Genomic DNA, 19831 nt, shown 5'->3' with positions numbered 1-19831 from the left:
CCATGGCAGAAGAAACCATTCCTGTAGGCTATCAAGGGGTGCCCGGGGCGTACAGCCATCTGGCCCTCCAGACTTATTTTGCCGGAAAACCGGTGGACGCCAGGAACTTCATGCTGTTCGAGGACGTGATCCAGGCTGTGATGGAAGGGAAGGTACGGTATGGCGTGCTGCCCATCGAGAATTCTTCCACGGGAGGGATCACCGATGTGTACGACTTGGTCCGGCGGTATGGCGCTTCCATCGTGGGGGAAAAAATCGTCAAAGTGGAGCACTGCCTCCTGGCCTGTCCAGGAGCCAAATTGGAAGGGATCACCGAAGTCTATTCCCATCCCCAAGGGTTTTCCCAGTGCCAGGTATTCTTCAAAGAACACCCTGCTATGCGGCAATTCAATTATTTCAATACGGCCAAAGCGGCAGAATTGGTGGCCCAGAAAAAAGATCCCCATATGGCGGCGGTAGCCGGCGCCCAAGCGGCGGAACAGTATGGACTGGCCATCCTGGCCCGGGGCATCAATACCAACCAGAGCAATTATACCCGGTTCATCATCCTCAGCCGGCAGCGGGAACTGGTGCCGGAAGCAGACAAGATCACCCTGATCGTCAGCCTGAAGCATCAGCCCGGGTCCTTGTATCGGGTCTTGTCCCATTTTGCCCGGTATCGGATCAATATGACCAACATCGAATCCCGGCCCATACCAGGAAGGCCTTGGGAATATTATTTCCACATCGATATCACCGGCCATCTGACGGATCCAGCGGTGCAGAAAGCCTTGGGAGATCTGCCGGAAGACACCACGGAATGCAAGATCCTGGGGAATTATCCGGCGGATCACGGAAAGGAAGAAAAAGAATCATGAAATTTGGATTGTTGGGAAGGGTACTGGGGCACAGCCTGTCGCCCCAGATCCATCAGGCGCTCTTTCGGGCCCTGGGCACGGAGGATACCTATGAGCTCCTGGAACGGGAACCGGAAGAGGTCGCTTCTTTTGTCCAGGAAAATCCAGAGGGGCTCCGGGGCAGCAATGTGACCATCCCTTACAAAGAAACGGTGCTGCCGTATCTGGCGGCCATTGCGCCGGAAGCCGCAAAGATCGGAGCGGTGAATACCCTGTCTTTTACTCCCCAGGGAGTGAAGGGGTACAATACGGATTATCTGGGGTTTGATCGGATGCTCCAGGCGGCTGGGATCTCCCTGGAGGGGGCAGCAGTGACCGTCCTGGGCAACGGCGGGGCAGCCAAAGCGGTCCTTCAGGTACTGGCGGACCGCAGGGCGGCTTCCATCCGGATCCTGGTCCGGGACCGGGCGAAGGCGGAGGACGCATTGGCCCGTTTCTTGGCACAGCGGCCGGACACCCTGCTGGAGACTTATGGATCAGCAGAACGGGAAGGAAGAGGCGGTCAGGTGATCATCAATACCACCCCAGTGGGCATGTTCCCCAAAGTGGGGGAAAGCCCGGTTTCGGCAGCGTTCACTGCCCGGTTCGCTGCGGCTGTGGATATCATCTATAATCCAGGGGAAACCCGCTTCCTGGCCGATGCCCGGGAGACAGGAGCCCGGACCTGCAACGGCCTTTACATGCTGGTGGCCCAGGCCGTGGCCTCTGAAGAAATCTGGCAGCAGAAAAAAATGGATCCGGAACTGATCCCGGAAATCATGAAACAACTGGAGGCAACTTTCCATGGCTAATATCGTACTCATCGGGATGCCCGGGGCTGGCAAGACCACCATCGGACGGAAGCTGAGCAAGGCACTGGGACGGCCGGTGCTGGATGCGGATGATAAGGTGGTGGAACAGACCGGACGCACCATCAAGGACTTGTTCCAGGAAGGGGAAGACGTGTTCCGCCAGGCGGAAACGGCTGCGGTGAAGGCCCTTTCCGCCATGGACGGCATCATCATTTCCTGCGGAGGCGGGGTGGTGAAACGGCCGGAAAATATCGCTTTTCTCCAGGCAACGGGAAAAATCTTTTTCCTGAACCGGGACCTGGCAGCCATTGCCGGCTGCGTGGACAAAGTAAGCCGGCCCCTGCTGAATTCTGCAGAAGACCGGCTCACCCAGCTGTACCGGGAGCGGATGCCCCTGTATCTGAAATACGCTGACTACACCATCCCCGTGGATGAAGACTTCGACAAGACAACGGAGTACATCATCGAACTGGTGAGGAAGGCGGGGCTGTAAGGCCGACCAAAAAGGACCAGCCGCTCAGGCGGCCGGTCCTTTTTCGATATACACACTGGTGCTGGGAAAGGCGGCGCTGGTGCCGGTTTCTTCCAGCAGCCGCATCAGTTCCAGATTGATCCGTTCCTTGCTTTTCATGTACTTGTCATAACCCGTATGGCAGCAGTAGCAGACGATGCTGATATCCAGGCTGCTGGCTCCCATATTGGAAAAAGCCACGGTGATCCCTTCATTCACGATATCCGGATCCTGCCGGAGGAATTCCGTGATTTTCCGGACCAGCTCTTCCATCTGCTCCCGGGTGCTGTCATAGGTGACTCCTAGGGTCATTTCCAGCCGGCGCATATGCCGGTTGGTGAAATTCTGGATGGGGGTGCTGATGATCAGGGAATTGGGGATGTACACCAGGGCCTGGGTGAAGGTCCGTACATTGGTGCTGCGGAAGGAAATGGATTCCACGATTCCTTCCACATTGTTGCAGATGATCCAGTCTCCTACATGGAAAGGCTGGTCCATCAGGATCACCAGACAGGCAAAGATGTTGGCCAGGGAATCCTTGGCCGCCAGGGAGACGGCCAGCCCGCCGATGGAGAGCCCGGCGATGAAGCCGCTGATGTTGAAGCCCCAGGTGCTCAGGACGGTGGCCAGGGCAAAAAACAGGATCAGAGCATGGAAGAAAGAAGAGAACAGGCCGCTGATGGCCGGATCCAGTTTTTTGCCGGATTTGTTGAAAAAGTGGTTGAAGATCACATTGGTGGTGGAACTGAAATTGTACAGGCTCCAGTAAAAGGCGATGATCAGCAGAGAAGATACGGAGTTGGAAACAAAGGCCGTCTGGGCCAATCTTTCCCAGGGAGAATTGGCCAGGGCCGTGTAAGTCCCGAAAACTCCGATGGCCATCCGGCCGGGCCGATAAACCGCTGCAGCGATGTTTTCATCAGCGGCAAAGGGCAGTTTATCCAGGATGAACCGGATGACCCGGATGCTGACGATCCGGAAGCCGATGTAAAACAGGACCGTCACCCCCAAGATCAGGAGGGCCGGCAGCCAGGCAAGAAAATCATGATAGAAAGTCATGGAAAGACTCCTTTTTCAGCTGTTTGCCCCATTGTACCATCCGTCCGTACTTTGGTGCAAGGCTGTGCCGGATTTCCGGGTATTTTTCAGGGAGTTGAGAAATAGGGTATAATGAGGGAAAATGGGAAAAGGAGGATATCATGGATTCTTCTCAAGATAGGCAGATTTGGCTGATCGCCCCTACGGAAGAACTTTCGCGGCGGAGCCGGCAGCTTGTGCAGGAGCATCGTTTTCCCATCGGGGTGGTGAAGGCTTCTCTTGGCGATGCCCTGTCAGTGGGAGAAAATTTGATCAAGGCAGGAGCTAGGCTGTTCATCAGCCGCCGAGGGACGAAGAAAATGCTGGAAGCACAGTTTGCCGTTCCTATCGTGGAAATCGGCATGACCTTGGCTGATTATGTAGATGCCCTGGAAAAAGCAGCCGCCATCCAGGGAAAGGTGGCATTGTTCTCCTACGGGAGGATCCCGGCAGATGTGAAGACGGCCTGCAGCCTTCAGCATATCCAGGCACTGTATTATACTTTTTCTTCTTTGGAACAGTGTGCGGAAGCCGTTGCAGAAGCCGTAAAGGACGGAGCGGTCCTGGGCGTGGGCGGTGCGGACAGCGCCCGTTTTTCTGCACAGGAAGGACTGGAACATACCACCATTGAAAGTTCAGTGGATTCGTTGCTTTTGGCCATGGAAACCGCTGTCCAATGGCTGGAAGTACAGAAAAATGAAGAAAAGAAACAGCAGGCCCTGAAACTGCAGTTGGAACGGTATGGCCTGATCCTGGACTATACCCATGATGCGGTGCTGTCCATTGACAGCCAGGGCCGGCCGGATCTTATGAACGAAAGGGCCAGGATGCTTTTGGGGAATCCTGCCGGAGAAAATCCTTGGCATTTGACGGAAGCCATCCGAAAGGTCCGGATGCTGGAAGTGCTGCAGGGAGGCAAGCCCCGGCTGGGAGAACTCCACCATTTGGCAGGGAAACTGGTTTCTGCCAATCTGCTTCCTATCAAAGTAGAAGGACGTACCCTGGGTGCCGTAGGGATCTTCCAGGATGTGAAGAAACTCCAGGCCCAGGAACAGAAAATCCGGATCCAGCTCCACCAAAAAGGACTGACGGCCAAATATCATTTTGTGGATATCAAAGGCGGATCCCGACAGCTCCGGGATACCGTCTCCTTGGCTGAACAATTTTCCAAGACGGATGCCACCATCCTGATCCAGGGAGAAACCGGGACAGGGAAGGAAATGTTTGCCCAAAGCATCCACAATGCCAGTCTTCGGGCCAGCGGCCCCTTTGTGGCTGTCAACTGCGGTGCTTTTCCCCGGGATCTCTTGGAATCTGAGCTTTTCGGGTATGTGGAAGGCGCCTTTACCGGTGCCAGCCGGGGCGGGAAAAAAGGACTGTTCGAAATGGCCCATCAGGGGACGATTTTTCTGGATGAAATCGGAGAGATGCCGGTAGCCACCCAGGTGCAGCTGCTCCGGGTACTCCAGGAAAAGGAGGTCAGGAGATTGGGCAGCGATACGGTGACTCCTGTGGATATCCGGATCATTGCGGCCACCAACCGGAATCTGCTGGAAGAGATCCAGGAGAAAAAGTTCCGGGCGGACCTTTATTATCGGCTGAATGTCCTGAACTTGTATCTGCCGCCTTTGCGGGAACGGCAGGAAGACATCCTTCCTCTGGGCATGGAACTTTTCAACAGGCTTTGGCCGGAAAGTGACGGAAACAGCCGCAAAACAGTCCGCGGAATCTTGGAAAAGCTCCAGGGCTACAGCTGGCCGGGGAATGTGCGGGAACTGTCCAACTTGCTGGAACGGCTCAGCCTGCTCCTCCAGCAGGGTGCTGGTCCTGATTTTATCCGCCGCTATCTGCTCCAGTCTCTGCCGCAGATCCAGGAAATGGGCAAGGGGGTTTCTGGCGGCGAACTGCTGGAATGGGAACGGGAACGGATCCTTCGGGTCCTGAAGGAAAATGATCTTGATCTGGCCAAGACGGCAGCTGCTTTGGGATACAGCCGCAGTACCTTATGGCGGAAAATGAAAAAATACGATACAGAAAGTAAATGAAACAAAATGAAATGATTTGAAACAATTAATTTCAAAGAAGCATGGATGACTCCTGCAAAACGAGAAATTTCTGTTTTGCAGGAGTCTTTTTTGCCTTCTAAGCGGGGAAGAAACATATTTTTTATGGAATGAAAAGAAAATTTCGAATTGGCATAGATTTTGCAATAAAACGGGGCAGACAAGAATCCATTCTGAAAGGAGAAATGAAAATGAACGGAAAAGGCATGCTGGATGGAGTGAAAGTACTGGATCTGACACGGGTGTTGGCCGGACCTTACTGCGGGATGATGCTGGCAGATATGGGGGCAGAAGTCATTAAGATCGAAATGCCGGGAAGAGGCGATGACTCCCGGAAAAATGCTCCCATCGTCCATGGTGAAAGTGCCTATTTTATGAATCTGAACCGCAATAAATGGGGCATGACCCTGAACCTGAAAAGTGAAAAGGGGAAGGAAATCTTCCGGGAACTGGTGAAGCAAAGTGATATCGTCCTGGAAAATTTCCGCCCGGGGGTCATGGAAAAACTGGGGCTGGGGTATGAAGAACTCCAAAAAATCAATCCGGCCATTGTGTACGGAGCTGTTTCTGGCTTCGGCGACTATGGACCGTATTCCCAGCGGCCAGGCTATGACATCCTGGGACAGGCCATGAGCGGACTGATGAGTACCACCGGTTGGCCGGGAGGAAAACCCACCCGGACTGGTACTGCAATTTCCGATGTGATGGGCGGAGTCAGCTGCTGTGTGGGCGTCCTGGCAGCCTATGCCCATCGGCTGAAAACGGGCAAGGGGGACAAAGTGGATGTGGCCCTGGTGGATTCCATGGTTTCCTCGCTGGAAATCATCAATATGATTTACCTGTGCACCGGCAGGATCCCTACCCGGATCGGCAATCGGTATGAAGCCATTTATCCTTATGATTCCTTCGATGCCAAAGACGGCATGGTCATCATTGCCTGCGGGAATGACAAACTCTACAATCTGCTGAAAGGAGTCTTGAAGATCCCGGCGCTGGAAGAAGAACGGTTTGCCACCAATATCAAGCGGGTGGAAAACCATGGACCGCTGAAAGAAATCATCGAAGCCTGGACCCGGGAACGGAACATCGATGACATTGTGGATATCATGCTGAAAGCGGGCATCCCTTCTTCTCCGGTCAATACCATCGACCGGGTGGTCAAAGATCCCCACATTGCTGGAGCACGGGAAATGTTTGTGGAAATGGAACATCCAGTAGCTGGAAAAATCAAGGTTACAGGCAGCCAGCTGAAGTTCACCCATGAAAAGGTCTCCATTACCCGCCCGGCGCCTACTTTGGGCCAGCACACGGAACTGATCCTCCAGAAAAAACTGGGGATGACCCATGAAGAGTATTTGGATGCATTGAAAAAAGGCGTATTTTAAGGGGTGGCAATCATGAAAAAAGTCAAAGTGGTAGAAATCGGACCGAGAGACGGATTCCAGAATGTGAAAGAATTCATTCCTACGGAAACAAAACTGCGTATCATCGATCAGCTGGTGGCTGCAGGCTTCCAGAAGATCCAGATCACTTCCTTTGTCAGTCCCAAAGCAATTCCGCAGCTCCGGGACTGCCGTCAGGTGGTGGAACACTGCTTGGCAAAATATCCCAAAAACAAACTGTTCGCCCTGGTCCCCAATTTCACCGGGGCCAGGCTGGCTGTGGAAGCAGGCCTTACGGAAATTTCTCCAGTCCTGTCCCTGAGCGAATCCCACAATATGAATAATGTAAAACGGACTGTAGCCCAATCCATCGAAGAGATGAAAAAGATCCGCCAGGCATTTCCCGATGTGAAGATCACGCAAGATATCGCCACCGCTTTTGGCTGCCCCTTCGAAGGCGAGATGCCGGTGGAGGCGCTGGTGGAATTGGTGGGGAAACTCCATGTCTTGGGCATCCGGGCGTTTACCCTTTGTGATACGGTAGGATTGGCTTATCCTACCTTGGTGGAAAAAGTATTCCGGACTGTGAAAAAGGCTTTTCCGTCCGATGAATTCAATGTCCATATCCATGATACCCGGAATATGGGGATCCTGAACAGTTATGTGGCTCTGCAGAATGGGGCGGACAGTGTCCAGAGTGCTGTCGGCGGGCTGGGAGGATGTCCTTTTGCTCCCGGAGCCTCTGGTAATACCTCTACGGAGGATCTTGTCTATATGCTGAACAAATGCGGGTATGATACAGGAATCGATTTTGCGTCTCTGCTGAAGACTGCCAAATATGTCCACTCTGTCATCGACGGGAACTTCAGCGGCCATCAGATCAATATTCCGGAGAAACCCTGTGTGATCCGTCAGGTATAAGGAGAAGAAAATGGATATTGGGTTGGCTGCACTTTTGCTCCTGCTCTTCACAGTGCTGGTGGGATTCGTGAAAAAACTGAATGTGGGGCTGTTGGCCATTGCCGGGGCAGTGATCCTAGGCTATGGCACCGGATTGTTCAAAGGGGCGAAGATCATTGCCGGATTCAGTGCCAATTTGTTTATGATCCTCCTGGGGATCACCCTGTTTTTCGGGATCATCCAAAGCAACGGCTGCATCGAATTGAGCATGCGGAAACTGGTCGGTCTCTTCGGACGCCATGTGTGGCTGGTTCCACCTCTGGTTTATGGGGTGGGGTTCGTATTTGCGGCCATCGGCCCCGGCTGTGTGCCGGCCATGGCTTTTGCGGCGGCGGTGGCCGTTCCCTTGGCCCATGAAACTGGCTATCACCCCATCATGCTGCTGCTGTTGGGGAACCTGGGGACTTACTGCGGCCGTTTCTCACCCATCACTCCGGAAGGGGTCCTGATCCAGGAAATCCTTGGCAAACAGGGAATCGTGGTTCCCAATAGCATCTTGCTCTTGGACACATTTTTGGGTACACTGGTGTTGGCAGTACTGGTATTTTTCTTTTATAAGGGATACCAGGTCAAGGCACCGGAAAAGATTTCCCGGACGGTGGATGACCTGCATTATACGGCTGCACAGCTGATTGCACTGGGCAGCGTAGCGGTGATGATCCTATTGGTCCTCAAGCTGGGGATGAATGTGGGGCTGGCTTCGTTCTTGATGACAGCACTTTTGATCCTGCTGGGGATCGGAGATGAAAAGACGGCTTTCAAAAGTGTTCCCTGGAGTACCCTGATCATGGTCTGCGGAGTGGGAGTCCTGATGAATCTGGTCATAGCCACAGGAGGGATCAATCTCTTGGCCCGGATGATTTCCAGAGCTATGAGCCCTTCCACCGCCGGTGCCCTGATGGGCCTCCTGGCCGGGGTCATGAGCTGGTTCTCTTCTGCCATAGGGGTGGTATTCCCCACGCTGCTCCCAACTGTGGGCCTTGTAGGAGAGAACCTGGGCGGAACTGTCCCTTTGTCTGAATTGGTCAGCGTGGTGGCTCTCTTTGATTCTGTGGCAGGCTTGAGCCCTGCTTCTACAGGGGGCGCCGTGATCATGGGGGCCTGCGGGACCGATGCCGAATATGGGAAGAAATATCCAGCGGAAAAATTGTTCCTGGAATTGCTCCTGTGGGCCATCGGGTCTATTGGATTGCTGACTCTGCTGGCGTTTTTGGGCTTGTTCAGGATCTTTGTGTAAAAGGAAGGGAAAGGGTATGCAGATCGAACGCTTGGACCATTTTGTGCTGACCACCGGAAATCTGGAAAAATGTCTGGAGTTTTATCGGGACCTCCTGCACATGACGGTGGAAGAAACCAATGGCCGCTATGCCCTGCGGTTCGGCCGGGAAAAAATCAATATCCATACCCGGAAGGCTGAATTCCTGCCGGCAGCTGCCTGCCCTACTCCTGGGAGCCTGGATTTCTGTCTGGTTGTCAAAGGCCCCTTGGAAAAGGTCCGGAAAGAGGTCCTTGCTGCCGGATATCCGGTGGAAACGGGCCCCTGCCGGAGGCATGGAGCCTGCGGGACCATGGAGAGCCTGTATCTCCGGGATCCGGATGGAAATCTGGTGGAATTAAGCGTTTATGGAAATGACGCAGAAATAGAAAGTTAAAAAGAAAGAAGGATGGAACATGAAGAAAATCGTCGTATTGGATGGGTATACCTTGAATCCTGGAGACATCAGCTGGGCTGGAATGGCAGCGCTGGGTAATCTGCAGGTCTACGATCGGACTTCTGTGACCGATGAAAAAGAGATCCTCCAGCGGATCGGGGATGCAGAAATCGTGTTCACCAACAAGACACCCTTGTCCAAAGGAGTCATCGACCGCCGCCCTCATCTGGGATTCATCGGGGTCCTGGCTACCGGCTACAATGTGGTGGATGTGGCGGCAGCCAAGGAACGGGGCATCGTGGTGACCAACATCCCCACTTACGGGACCGCTGCGGTGGGACAGTTTGCCATCGCCCTGCTGCTGGAAATCTGCAACCGAGTGGGCCATCATGACCAAGCTGTCCATCAGGGAGCCTGGGAAAACTGCAAAGACTGGTGCTTCTGGGATTATCCGCTGATCGAACTGGCTGGCAAGACCATGGGAATCATCGGCTTCGGACGGATCGGCCAGACCACGGGACGGATCGCCAAAGCACTGGGCATGAAAGTCCTGGCCAATGATGCTTATCCCAATGATGCGGGAAAACAAATCGCCGACTATGTGGACAAAGAGGAACTGTTCGCCCGTTCCGATGTGATCGTCCTCCACTGCCCCTTGTTCCCGGAAACGGAAAATATCATTTGCCGGGATAATATCGCAAAGATGAAGGATGGGGTCATCCTCATCAACAACAGCCGGGGGCCCTTGGTCAATGAAAAAGACTTGGCCGAAGCCCTGGATTCCGGCAAAGTATATGCTGCCGGTGTGGACGTGGTGTCCACGGAACCCATCCGAGGTGACAATCCCCTGCTGAAGGCCAAGAACTGCATCATCACCCCGCATATGTCCTGGGGCGCCAAAGAGAGCCGGCAGCGGCTCATGGATATCGCTGTCGGGAACCTGGAAGCTTTCCTCCAGGGGAAACCGGTGAACCAGGTCGGCGCGTAATGGAAAGGGAGAAGAGCGGAAGGCAGGAGCCGCTGTATGGCTGTGTACGCAAAAAAGATCCATTGCAGCCATGGCAGTCTTACTGCGGCAATTGGCGACATCCCAGAAAACGAGATATGCAAACGGCCAGCTGTCCTTTCCAGAACTTTTGCCGAACCGCTTCCAGCAGAAGGGATTCATTGAAACCATGACTTTCTGAAGAGGATAGGTTTTCTGCGTATTACGTTTTTCCATATGCTATAATGGAACCAGTTCACAACGACATTGAAAGGGGAAAAGAGCATGAGCTTACGTACAGATGCAGAGACCATCATGCAGACGGCCATCCGGGCTTCTTTGCCGGATGCGGCTGTGGCAAAGGCTTTGGAACATAAAGGATTCGGCAAAGGGAAAATCATCCTGGTAGCCATCGGCAAAGCTGCCTGGCAGATGGCCAAGACAGCAGTGGGGATCCTGGACGGACGGATCTCTGCCGGGATCGTGATCACCAAATACGGCCACAGCAAGGGAGCTCTGCCCCCTCTGGAAATCTGGGAAGCCGGCCATCCGGTGCCCGATGAGAATTCCCTGAAAGCAACCCAGCGGGCCATTGAACTGGTCCAGGGCCTCCAGGAGGAAGATACGGTGCTGTTCTTGATCAGCGGCGGCGGGTCAGCTCTTTTTGAAAAACCGCTGATTTCCCTGCAGGAACTCCAGTCCATTACCTCCGATCTGTTGGCCAGCGGGGCGGACATCGTTTCCATGAATACCATACGGAAGCGGCTGAGCAGTGTGAAGGGCGGGAAATTTGCCCATCTCTGCGCACCTGCGAAAGTCTATGCCATCGTCCTCAGCGACATCATCGGAGATCCCTTGGATATGATCGCTTCCGGCCCGGCTTATCCGGATTCGTCCACTTGCGAGGAAGCTTTGGCTGCCATCCGGAAGTTCAAGATCCAGCTGCCGGCCGATGCGGAACAAGCCCTCCGGGAGGAAACTCCGAAGGCATTGGACAATGTGGAAACGGTCATCACCGGCAGCGTGACGGAACTGGCTGCGGCGGGCCGGCAGGCGGCAGAAAAGCTGGGGTATGAAACCTGCCTCTTGACCACCAGTCTGAACTGCCAGGCCAAGGAAGCCGGCAGTTTCCTGGCAGCCATCGGACGGCAGTATGCTTCCAGCGGGAAGAAGCTGGCTGTACTGGCTGGGGGAGAGACGGTGGTCTATCTCCATGGCCATGGCAAAGGCGGGCGGAACCAGGAAATGGCGCTGGCAGCGGCGGAAGGCATTGCCGGACTGGAAAATGTGGCAGTGTTCTCCTTCGGCAGCGATGGGACGGACGGACCTACAGATGCAGCTGGAGGTTTTGCAGATGGCCATACGAAACAGCAGCTGGCGGAACAGGGGATAGCCATTTCTGATGTACTGGACCAGAACGATGCCTACCACGCTTTAGCAAAGACAGGAGGCCTCCTGATCACCGGCGCCACCGGGACCAATGTGAATGACCTGAGTGTGCTGCTGATCGGGTGAGGGGCTGCTGACAGAGAGGGACTGTTGCATGTGCAACAGCCCTTTCTTTTACACCCAAAACGTAACAAAAACAGTTACTTATGTAAAATAAAACAAATTTGTTGATAAAAATGTGAAATAAGAGTATTATAAGGACGTACAATCATTTTTCATTAGGGGAGTGGAAATCACGGATAAGGAAGTATTGAAACAAAAAGTGTTCAAGATGATCGACGATTCTGCACAGGAACTGCAGGATTATGCAGCGGATGTGGCTTCTGAGCCGGAATTTGGCTTCAAGGAATTCAAGACTTCTGCAAAACTGGCAGCACAGTTCGACAAACTGGGGATCCCCTATCGGAAGGGAATGGCCATCACAGCCGTCAAAGGGGTGCTGAAGGGCGGGAAGCCAGGTCCTACCATCGCCATCCTGGGTGAATTGGATGCCATCGGCTGTCCGGAACATCCCAAAGCGGATCCGGATACAGGGGCGGCCCATGCCTGCGGTCATCATATGCAGCAGTCCTCCATGCTGGCAGCTGCCTACGGGCTGGCTAAGACCGGGGCCATGAAGGACTTGCGCGGCAATGTGGTATTCTTCGGGGTGCCGGCGGAAGAATACGTCCAGATTGCTTACCGGAAAAAGCTGCGGAAGGAGGGGAAGCTCCATTTTCTCCATGGGAAAGGGGAATTGATCTACGAAGGGGAATTCGATGACATCGACATGGCCATGATGATCCATTCCCAGAAAAAGACTCCGGAGCCGGTGGTGGCCATCGGTACCAGCAGCAACGGATTCATCGGCAAGACCATCCAGTATGTGGGGAAAGCCGCCCACGCCGCTGATGCTCCGGACCAGGGAATCAATGCCTTGAATGCCGCCATGCTGGGAATCATGGGAATCAATGCCCTGCGGGAGACTTTCCGGGATGACGATGCTATCCGGGTCCATCCCATCATCACCAAAGGCGGGGACCTGGTGAACAATGTGCCCGACGATGTGCGGATCGAGACCTATGTCCGGGCCAAGACCATGGATGCCATCGACCGGACCAACGCCAAGGTGGATGCAGCCCTCCGGGCAGGAGGTGCCGCTATCGGAGCCAAGGTGAACATCGATACCCTGCCCGGCCAGCTGCCTCTCATCTGCAACCAGGAAATGAATGAACTGTTCGTCCACAATGCCCAGGAAGCGTTCCCAGCGGTGAAAATCACCAATGCGGGGCATTTCAGTGCTTCTACGGACATGGGGGATGTGTCCCATCTGATGCCGGCCATCCATCCCTTCATCGGTGGGGTGGATGGACTGCTCCACGGACCGGACTTCAAAGTGGTGGATTTCAAAGCGGCGGCACTGCTGCCCGGGAAAGCCTTCGCAGGCATGGTCATCGACCTGCTGAGCGACGATGCCAAGGAAGCCAAGAAAATCCTGGCCGATTTCAAACCGGCGCTCACCAAAGAACAATACATTGCCAAACTGGATGGCTATTTCAGCGAGGAGGAACCCGACCATGATTAATTGGAAACTGCACATTACGGCCATGGCCTTGGTGGTCATCGCTGAACTGATCGGTATCAAGTCCTTTAGCCTGGGGCCGGGGAAAGTGGTGTTCGTCCCCATGCTGTATGCCTTGATTCTGGGGATCCTGACCACTCCCAACTTTTTCAAACTGACCAAACAAAAGGATATGGAAGACGCCGGGTCCCTGGTAGGCATCACACTGATGCTGCTCATGGCCCGTTATGGGACCCTGGTGGGGCCCACCCTGCCGAAGATCATCAGCGCCAGCCCTGCCCTGATCCTCCAGGAATTCGGGAACCTGGGGACGGTCTTCCTGGGAGTGCCTCTGGCAGTGGCCTTTGGACTGAAACGGGAGACCATCGGAGCCGCCCATTCCATCGCCCGGGAACCCAATGTGGCCCTGATCGGTGAAAAGTACGGCCTGGATACGCCGGAAGGCCGGGGCGTTATGAGCGTGTACATTGCAGGGACTGTCTGTGGCACCGTGTTCTTCGGGATTATGGCTTCTTTCCTGGCTGCCTTGAAGATCTTCCATCCCTATTCCCTGGCCATGGCTTCCGGGGTGGGGAGCGCCAGCATGATGTCCGCTTCCCTGGGGACACTCACCGTCATGTATCCGGAAATGGCTGACCAGCTGGCTGCTTTTGCCACCGCTTCCAATATGCTTTCCGGTCTGGACGGGGTGTATATGGCTGTGTTCCTGGCTCTGCCCATGACGGAATGGCTCTATAAGAAATGCTGCATCATCAAATACGGTCATGTGCTGACCAAAGAGGAGGAAGGAAAATGAGAACGTTTACCCTGCCTGAAACCACGCTGGTCCTCATCATCACGGCTTTCCTTTCTCTGGTGGCCAATGCTCTTTCCAGCAACATTCCTTTTTTGGACGCTGTGCCCGGCATGGTGATCCTGATCGCCATCTCTCTGGCGGGCATCATTGCCGCCCGGGTGCTCCCCGGCGGCATCCCGGCAGTGGCTTATATCACCACCCTGGGCTGCATCCTGACTTATCCTGGGTTCCCAGGTTCGGAAATCGTCAATATGTATATGAAGGAAGTAGGCTTCCTGGCCTTGTGTACGCCGATCCTGGCTTATGCAGGGATTTCCATCGGGAAGGATATGGATGCCTTTAAGAAAACGGGCTGGCGGATCGTGGTCCTGGCCTGTGTGATCTTCATCGGTACCTATCTGGGTTCGGCCGTCATCGCCGAAGTGATCCTGAAGGCACTGGGACAGATTTAAAAGGACAAAAAATGGGCTGCTGCATGGTGCAACAGCCCATTTTTTGTCCTTTATTGATTCTTCTTCGCTTTCACTTCATCCATGTATTCGTTCATGATTTTGACAGCACAGTAGTCGCCGCACATGGAGCAGTATTCTTCACTGCTCTTGTTCTTGGCGGACCGGATGGCTTTGGCTTTGACCGGATCGATGGCCAGGCTCAGCTGCTTATCCCAATCCAGTACTTTCCGGGCTTTGGCCATGGCCAGGTCTTGGGCTACGGCGGAAGGCAGCCCTTTGGCCACGTCAGCGGCATGACCGGCGATCCGGGCAGCGACCACCCCCTCCCGGACGTCATTGATATCCGGCAGCCCCAGATGTTCCGCAGGAGTCACGTAGCACAGGAAGTTGGCTCCGGTGAAGGCGGCCAGGGTGCCTCCGATGGCGGAAGTGATGTGGTCGTAACCGGGAGCGATATCGGTGACCAGGGGCCCCAGCACATAGAAGGGAGCGCCATGGCAGATCCGTTTCTGGAGCTGCATGTTGGTAGCAATCTGGTTGTAGGGAACATGCCCAGGGCCTTCCACCATGACCTGTACTCCTTTGGCCCAAGCCCGCTGGGTCAGCTCGCCCAGATTCAGCAGTTCCTGGATCTGGGTCCGGTCAGTGGCATCTGCCAGGCATCCGGGACGGCAGCCGTCTCCCAGGCTGATGGTCACATCATACTTGGCGCAGATGTCCAGGATTTCGTCATAAAATTCATAGAAGGGATTTTCTTTGCCGTTGTGGAGCATCCAGCCGGAAAGGAAGGAGCCGCCCCGGCTGACGATATCCATTTCCCGTCCCTCACTGATCAGGTTGTGGAGGCACTGGCGGGTGAGGCCGCAGTGCATGGTCATGAAGTCGGCTCCGTCCTTGGCCTGCCGTTCTACCACGGTGAAGATATCGTTTTTATCCATTTCTGTCACTTTGCCGTGGGCTTTGATGGCCTGGACCGTAGCCTGATAAATGGGGACGGTACCCACCATGACGGTGGAGTGTTCGATGATGGCCTTCCGGGACGCATCGATGTTGTTGCCGGTGGAAAGGTCCATCATCGCATCAGCACCGGCATCGATGGCGGCTTTCAGTTTGTCCAGTTCCGGAGCGGGATCCGGGAAAGCAGAAGAAGTCCCGATGTTGGCGTTCACCTTGGTGGAAAGGCCTTCGCCCACTCCGCGGGGAATCAGGTTCTTGTGGTTGATGTTGGCGGGGATGCAGATGGTGCCTTTGGCCACTCCATCCCGGATGAATTCAGGAGTTACCCCTTCCTGGCGGGCTACTTCCGCCATCTGGTCAGTGATTTTTCCCTGCAGTGCAGCTTGTCTTTGGGTCAGCATAAAACAAATCCTCCTTCATGGATAGAACAAAAAGGCCGCTTCCCTGGGATGGAAAGCGGCCCGACAAAACAGCCTCACCACTTTCCTTCGGCGGTATTAACCGCATCAGGTTCAAAGGGTCGACCGTCAGGTCTCTCAGCGATAGCGCCCCTAGTGATGTTTCCACTTTAACAAAAAAACAGAAAGAATGCAACCAGAAATTTTAAAAGAAGAGTTACAAGTAGTTAGACAATTCGCAATAAATTGTCTACAAATAACAAAAAATTTATTTGAGATTCTGTTCATTTTGATATATAATGATAGACGACTAGGGGGACTATGGAAGTCTTACTATCGTAGTCAGTATCTCTTAGAAAGAGGGGCTATTAAAAATGAAAAAAATGAAGACAATGGATGGCAACACCGCAGCCGCATATGCTTCTTATGCGTTTACGGAAGTTGCAGCGATCTACCCGATCACTCCTTCTTCTCCGATGGCAGAAGCAAGTGATGAATGGGCTTCTCATGGCAAGAAGAACATTTTCGATCGCCCGGTACAAATCATGGAAATGCAGTCTGAAGCAGGTGCTGCCGGTGCTGTGCACGGCTCTCTGTCTTCCGGTGCTCTGACCACGACTTATACCGCATCCCAGGGCTTGCTGCTGATGATCCCGAACATGTACAAAATCGCCGGTGAACTGCTGCCTGCAGTATTCGATGTAGCTGCCCGCTGCGTTGCCACCAGCTCTCTGAACATCTTCGGTGACCACAGTGACGTCATGGCTGCACGTCAGACCGGTTTCGCTATGCTGGCTGAAAGCGGCGTCCAGGAAGTTATGGACCTGACTGCAGTTGCTCATCTGTCCGCTATCAAAGGCCATGTTCCTTTCCTGAACTTCTTCGATGGGTTCCGTACTTCTCACGAAATCCAGAAGATCGAACTGCTGGACTATGAAGACCTGAAAAAACTGGTCGACTACGATGAACTGAAGAAATTCCGTGAAAATGCGCTGAACCCGGATCATCCTGTGATCCGCGGCACCAACCAAAACCCGGATATCGACTTCCAGACCCGTGAAGCCGTCAACAAATACTATCTGGCTCTGCCGGAAATCGTTGAAGGCTATATGAATGAAATCAGCAAACTGACCGGCCGTGACTACAAACTGTTCAACTACACCGGTGCTCCCGATGCTGAAAACGTTGTTGTCATCATGGGCAGCGGCGCTCAGACCGTTGAAGAAGTAGTCAAACTGCTGGTTGCTGAAGGCGAAAAGGTCGGCGTTGTGAACGTTCACCTGTATCGTCCGTTCTCCGAAAAACACTTCTTCGAAGCTATGCCGAAGACTGTGAAACGGATTGCTGTCCTGGATCGGACCAAGGAACCTGGTTCCAACGGCGAACCTCTGTACCTGGATGTCCGTGACATGTTCTACAACAAGGCTGAACGGCCTCTGATCGTTGGCGGCCGCTATGGCCTGGGCTCCAAGGAATTCTATCCTGGCGATGTCCTGGCTGTATTCGACAACCTGAAGGCTGCTGAACCCAAAGACCACTTCACCGTAGGCATTGTGGATGATGTGACCAACACCTCCCTGCCGAAAGAAAAGACCCTGGATATCACCCCGAAAGGGACTGTATCCTGCAAGTTCTGGGGCCTGGGTTCCGATGGTACCGTCGGTGCCAACAAGATGGCCATCAAGATCATCGGCGACAAGACCGATATGTACGCACAGGGCTACTTCGCTTACGACTCCAAGAAGTCCGGCGGTATCACCGTATCTCACCTGCGTTTCGGCCATACCCCGATCCATATGCCGTTCCTGATCAACTTCGCTGACTATGTAGCTGTACACAATCCTTCTTATGTACATCGTTACAATGTAGCCAACGGCCTGAAAAAAGGCGGCGTATTCCTGCTGAACTGCCCTTGGACCGTTGAAGAACTGGATAAGGAACTGCCTGGCCAGCTGAAACGCTACCTGGCTGTGAACAACATCCAATTCTACACCATCGATGCTGTGAAGATTGCTTCCGACATCGGTCTGGGCGGCCGTATCAACATGATCATGCAGTCCGCATTCTTCAAACTGGCCAACGTCATCCCCGTGGAAGATGCTGTGAAGTACCTGAAGGAATCCATCGTCGCTTCCTATGGCAAGAAAGGCCAGAAGGTCGTTGACATGAACAACGCTGCTGTGGATCAGGGCGTCAATGCCATCAAGAAGATCGACATCCCTGCTGAATGGGCTAACGCTCAGGATGAACCGCTGTACAAGAAGATCGGCAACGACTTCTATGACAATATCATGATCCCCATGACGGAACAAGAAGGCGACAGCCTGCCGGTCAGCACCCTGATGGGCCAGGCCAATGGTACCTTCCCGTCCGGTACTGCTGCTCTGGAAAAACGCGGTATTGCCATCAACGTTCCTGAATGGAACATTGAAAACTGCATCCAGTGCAACCAGTGCGCCATCATGTGCCCGCACGCTGCCATCCGTCCGTTCCTGCTGACTGATGAAGAAGTCAAGAACGCTCCGGAAGGCCTGAAGACCAAACCGGCTCTGGGTGCAAAAGGCCTGAACTTCTGCATCACCGTGAGCCCGATGGACTGCCAAGGCTGCTCCAACTGCGTGGATGCCTGCCCGGGCATGAAAGGCAACAAGGCTCTGGCCATGAAACCTTTCGCTACTCAGGAAGGCCGCGCTCCTATCTGGGATTATGTAGTGAACAAGGTCGCTCCGAAAGCCAACCCCATGTCCACTGCTACTGTCAAGGGCTCTCAGTTCGAACAGCCCCTGCTGGAATTCTCCGGTGCCTGCGCAGGCTGCGGCGAAACTCCGTATGCCAAACTGGTTACCCAGCTGGTTGGTGACCGTATGATGATCGCCAATGCTACCGGCTGCTCCTCCATTTGGGCTGCTGCTGCTCCTTCCATGCCGTACACCACCAACCACAAAGGCCATGGCCCTGCTTGGTCCAACTCCCTGTTCGAAGACAACGCTGAATTCGGTCTGGGCATGTATCTGGGCGTAAAGGCTGTCCGGGATCGTCTGGTAGACGAAATGAAGGCTGCTGAAGCGGTTGCTTCCGCTGACCTGAAGGCTGCCATGGAAGACTGGATCGCCAACAAGGACGAAGGCGAAGGCTCTCGTGCCCGTGCTGAAAAACTGGTTGAACTGCTGGAAGCTGAAAAAGCCGGCAAACCTGAACTGGAAAAACTGTATGAATCCAAACAGTTCTTCGTGAAACGTTCTCAGTGGATCTTCGGCGGCGACGGCTGGTCCTATGATATCGGTTACGGCGGATTGGATCACGTACTGGCCTCCGGCGATGATGTAAACGTCATGGTATTCGATACCGAAGTTTACTCCAACACCGGCGGACAATCCTCCAAGTCCACTCCTGAAGCAGCTGTTGCTCAGTTCGCTGCTTCCGGTAAGCGCACCAAGAAGAAGGACCTGGGCATGATGGCCATGACCTATGGTTATGTCTATGTAGCTCAGATCAACCTGGGTGCTGATAAGAACCAGGCTCTGAAGGCCATCCGGGAAGCTGAAGCTTACCATGGTCCTTCCCTGATCATCTGCTACAGCCCCTGCATCAACCATGGTATCAAGAGAGGCATGAACCACTCCTTCCTGGAAGCCAAGGCTGCTGTTGACTGCGGTTACTGGAGCTGCTTCCGGTACAACCCGACCCTGAAGGCAGAAGGCAAGAAGTCCTTCTTCCTGGATAGCACCAAGACTCCGAACTTCGATGAATTCGAAAACTTCCTGAAGGGCGAAGTACGGTATGCTTCCCTGGCTAAAGGGTTCCCTGACATTGCAGAAGACCTGTATGCCAAGACCAAGAAAGATGCTGAAGAACGTCTGGCTGGCTATGTAAAACTGGACGCTGAATAAGCACTTCGGTT

At 54.0% G+C, this 19831-nt stretch carries 16 protein-coding genes and 1 riboswitch; of the genes, 14 read left to right on the top strand and 2 right to left on the bottom strand.

Annotated features, from left to right (window positions below; all coding sequences use genetic code 11):
* Positions 1-2 precede the first annotated feature (2 nt).
* From pheA to BQ2657_RS00500, 3 genes are read left to right on the top strand one after another with little or no spacing between them, the layout of a single operon-like run.
* Complete coding sequence (pheA, locus tag BQ2657_RS00510) at positions 3-857, top strand: prephenate dehydratase (protein ID WP_075578888.1); 855 nt, start codon at positions 3-5, stop codon at positions 855-857.
* Positions 854-1687, top strand: a complete 834-nt coding sequence (locus BQ2657_RS00505; RefSeq protein ID WP_075578887.1) for a shikimate dehydrogenase family protein — start codon at positions 854-856, stop codon at positions 1685-1687. The genes pheA and BQ2657_RS00505 overlap by 4 nt, the downstream gene beginning before the upstream one ends.
* Positions 1680-2180, top strand: coding sequence for a shikimate kinase (locus BQ2657_RS00500; protein ID WP_075578886.1), 501 nt, complete (start codon positions 1680-1682; stop codon positions 2178-2180). The genes BQ2657_RS00505 and BQ2657_RS00500 overlap by 8 nt, the downstream gene beginning before the upstream one ends.
* Before the next feature lie 24 nt (positions 2181-2204).
* On the opposite strand, the gene BQ2657_RS00495 is transcribed toward BQ2657_RS00500, so the two are convergent.
* Positions 2205-3257, bottom strand: coding sequence for a mechanosensitive ion channel family protein (locus BQ2657_RS00495; protein ID WP_075578885.1), 1053 nt, complete (start codon positions 3255-3257; stop codon positions 2205-2207).
* A 140-nt stretch (positions 3258-3397) separates the two neighbouring features.
* Here BQ2657_RS00495 and BQ2657_RS00490 point away from each other — a divergent pair, with 140 nt between their 5' ends.
* From BQ2657_RS00490 to BQ2657_RS00445, 10 genes are all read left to right on the top strand, one after another.
* Positions 3398-5320 (top strand): sigma-54-dependent Fis family transcriptional regulator, encoded by a 1923-nt coding sequence (locus tag BQ2657_RS00490; protein ID WP_075578884.1) that lies wholly within the window; start codon positions 3398-3400, stop codon positions 5318-5320.
* 209 nt (positions 5321-5529) lie between these two features.
* A complete protein-coding gene (locus tag BQ2657_RS00485) occupies positions 5530-6723 on the top strand; it encodes a CaiB/BaiF CoA transferase family protein (protein ID WP_075578883.1) in 1194 nt (397 codons plus the stop codon).
* Positions 6724-6735: 12 nt separating this feature from the next.
* Positions 6736-7641 (top strand): hydroxymethylglutaryl-CoA lyase, encoded by a 906-nt coding sequence (locus BQ2657_RS00480; protein WP_075578882.1) that lies wholly within the window; start codon positions 6736-6738, stop codon positions 7639-7641.
* A 10-nt stretch (positions 7642-7651) separates the two neighbouring features.
* The gene (locus BQ2657_RS00475) at positions 7652-8917 is read left to right on the top strand and encodes an SLC13 family permease (RefSeq protein ID WP_075578881.1); all 1266 of its coding nucleotides are present in this window, start codon (positions 7652-7654) and stop codon (positions 8915-8917) included.
* Positions 8918-8933: 16 nt separating this feature from the next.
* Positions 8934-9332: a VOC family protein gene (locus tag BQ2657_RS00470; protein ID WP_075578880.1), complete on the top strand. Its 399-nt coding sequence runs from the start codon at positions 8934-8936 to the stop codon at positions 9330-9332.
* A gap of 19 nt (positions 9333-9351) precedes the next feature.
* Complete coding sequence (locus BQ2657_RS00465; protein WP_075578879.1) at positions 9352-10320, top strand: D-2-hydroxyacid dehydrogenase; 969 nt, start codon at positions 9352-9354, stop codon at positions 10318-10320.
* Positions 10321-10602: 282 nt separating this feature from the next.
* Entirely contained in the window at positions 10603-11832 is a 1230-nt protein-coding gene (locus BQ2657_RS00460; RefSeq protein WP_075578878.1) for a glycerate kinase type-2 family protein, read from the top strand.
* A 160-nt stretch (positions 11833-11992) separates the two neighbouring features.
* The gene (locus BQ2657_RS00455; RefSeq protein ID WP_143224812.1) at positions 11993-13330 is read left to right on the top strand and encodes an amidohydrolase; all 1338 of its coding nucleotides are present in this window, start codon (positions 11993-11995) and stop codon (positions 13328-13330) included.
* The gene (locus BQ2657_RS00450; protein ID WP_075578877.1) at positions 13323-14123 is read left to right on the top strand and encodes a DUF3100 domain-containing protein; all 801 of its coding nucleotides are present in this window, start codon (positions 13323-13325) and stop codon (positions 14121-14123) included. Before BQ2657_RS00455 ends, BQ2657_RS00450 begins: the two co-directional genes overlap by 8 nt.
* Entirely contained in the window at positions 14120-14575 is a 456-nt protein-coding gene (locus BQ2657_RS00445) for a DUF340 domain-containing protein (protein WP_075578876.1), read from the top strand. Before BQ2657_RS00450 ends, BQ2657_RS00445 begins: the two co-directional genes overlap by 4 nt.
* Before the next feature lie 50 nt (positions 14576-14625).
* On the opposite strand, the gene thiC is transcribed toward BQ2657_RS00445, so the two are convergent.
* Positions 14626-15933 (bottom strand): phosphomethylpyrimidine synthase ThiC, encoded by a 1308-nt coding sequence (gene thiC / locus BQ2657_RS00440; RefSeq protein ID WP_075578875.1) that lies wholly within the window; start codon positions 15931-15933, stop codon positions 14626-14628.
* A 65-nt stretch (positions 15934-15998) separates the two neighbouring features.
* Positions 15999-16095: riboswitch (TPP riboswitch) on the bottom strand.
* 209 nt (positions 16096-16304) lie between these two features.
* On the opposite strand from thiC, the gene nifJ reads away from it, so the two are divergent.
* The gene (nifJ, locus tag BQ2657_RS00435) at positions 16305-19820 is read left to right on the top strand and encodes a pyruvate:ferredoxin (flavodoxin) oxidoreductase (RefSeq protein ID WP_075578874.1); all 3516 of its coding nucleotides are present in this window, start codon (positions 16305-16307) and stop codon (positions 19818-19820) included.
* Positions 19821-19831 lie beyond the last annotated feature (11 nt).

Origin of the sequence: Acidaminococcus massiliensis (assembly GCF_900095825.1) — a bacterium.
Lineage (GTDB): Bacteria > Bacillota > Negativicutes > Acidaminococcales > Acidaminococcaceae > Acidaminococcus > Acidaminococcus massiliensis.
Note: the sequence above shows the minus strand (reverse complement) of the source record. Positions and strands in the feature narration are given on the sequence as shown.

Excerpts from the sequence above, each read along its gene's own strand:
- BQ2657_RS00450 (WP_075578877.1), top strand. The coding sequence starts at position 13,323 with ATGATTAATTGGAAACTGCACATTACGGCCATGGCCTTGGTGGTCATC.
- BQ2657_RS00485 (WP_075578883.1), top strand. The coding sequence starts at position 5,530 with ATGAACGGAAAAGGCATGCTGGATGGAGTGAAAGTACTGGATCTGACA.
- BQ2657_RS00505 (WP_075578887.1), top strand. The coding sequence starts at position 854 with ATGAAATTTGGATTGTTGGGAAGGGTACTGGGGCACAGCCTGTCGCCC.
- nifJ (WP_075578874.1), top strand. The coding sequence starts at position 16,305 with ATGAAAAAAATGAAGACAATGGATGGCAACACCGCAGCCGCATATGCT.
- thiC (WP_075578875.1), bottom strand. The coding sequence starts at position 15,933 with ATGCTGACCCAAAGACAAGCTGCACTGCAGGGAAAAATCACTGACCAG.
- BQ2657_RS00445 (WP_075578876.1), top strand. The coding sequence starts at position 14,120 with ATGAGAACGTTTACCCTGCCTGAAACCACGCTGGTCCTCATCATCACG.
- BQ2657_RS00475 (WP_075578881.1), top strand. The coding sequence starts at position 7,652 with ATGGATATTGGGTTGGCTGCACTTTTGCTCCTGCTCTTCACAGTGCTG.
- BQ2657_RS00465 (WP_075578879.1), top strand. The coding sequence starts at position 9,352 with ATGAAGAAAATCGTCGTATTGGATGGGTATACCTTGAATCCTGGAGAC.
- BQ2657_RS00470 (WP_075578880.1), top strand. The coding sequence starts at position 8,934 with ATGCAGATCGAACGCTTGGACCATTTTGTGCTGACCACCGGAAATCTG.
- pheA (WP_075578888.1), top strand. The coding sequence starts at position 3 with ATGGCAGAAGAAACCATTCCTGTAGGCTATCAAGGGGTGCCCGGGGCG.
- BQ2657_RS00490 (WP_075578884.1), top strand. The coding sequence starts at position 3,398 with ATGGATTCTTCTCAAGATAGGCAGATTTGGCTGATCGCCCCTACGGAA.
- BQ2657_RS00500 (WP_075578886.1), top strand. The coding sequence starts at position 1,680 with ATGGCTAATATCGTACTCATCGGGATGCCCGGGGCTGGCAAGACCACC.
- BQ2657_RS00480 (WP_075578882.1), top strand. The coding sequence starts at position 6,736 with ATGAAAAAAGTCAAAGTGGTAGAAATCGGACCGAGAGACGGATTCCAG.
- BQ2657_RS00495 (WP_075578885.1), bottom strand. The coding sequence starts at position 3,257 with ATGACTTTCTATCATGATTTTCTTGCCTGGCTGCCGGCCCTCCTGATC.
- BQ2657_RS00460 (WP_075578878.1), top strand. The coding sequence starts at position 10,603 with ATGAGCTTACGTACAGATGCAGAGACCATCATGCAGACGGCCATCCGG.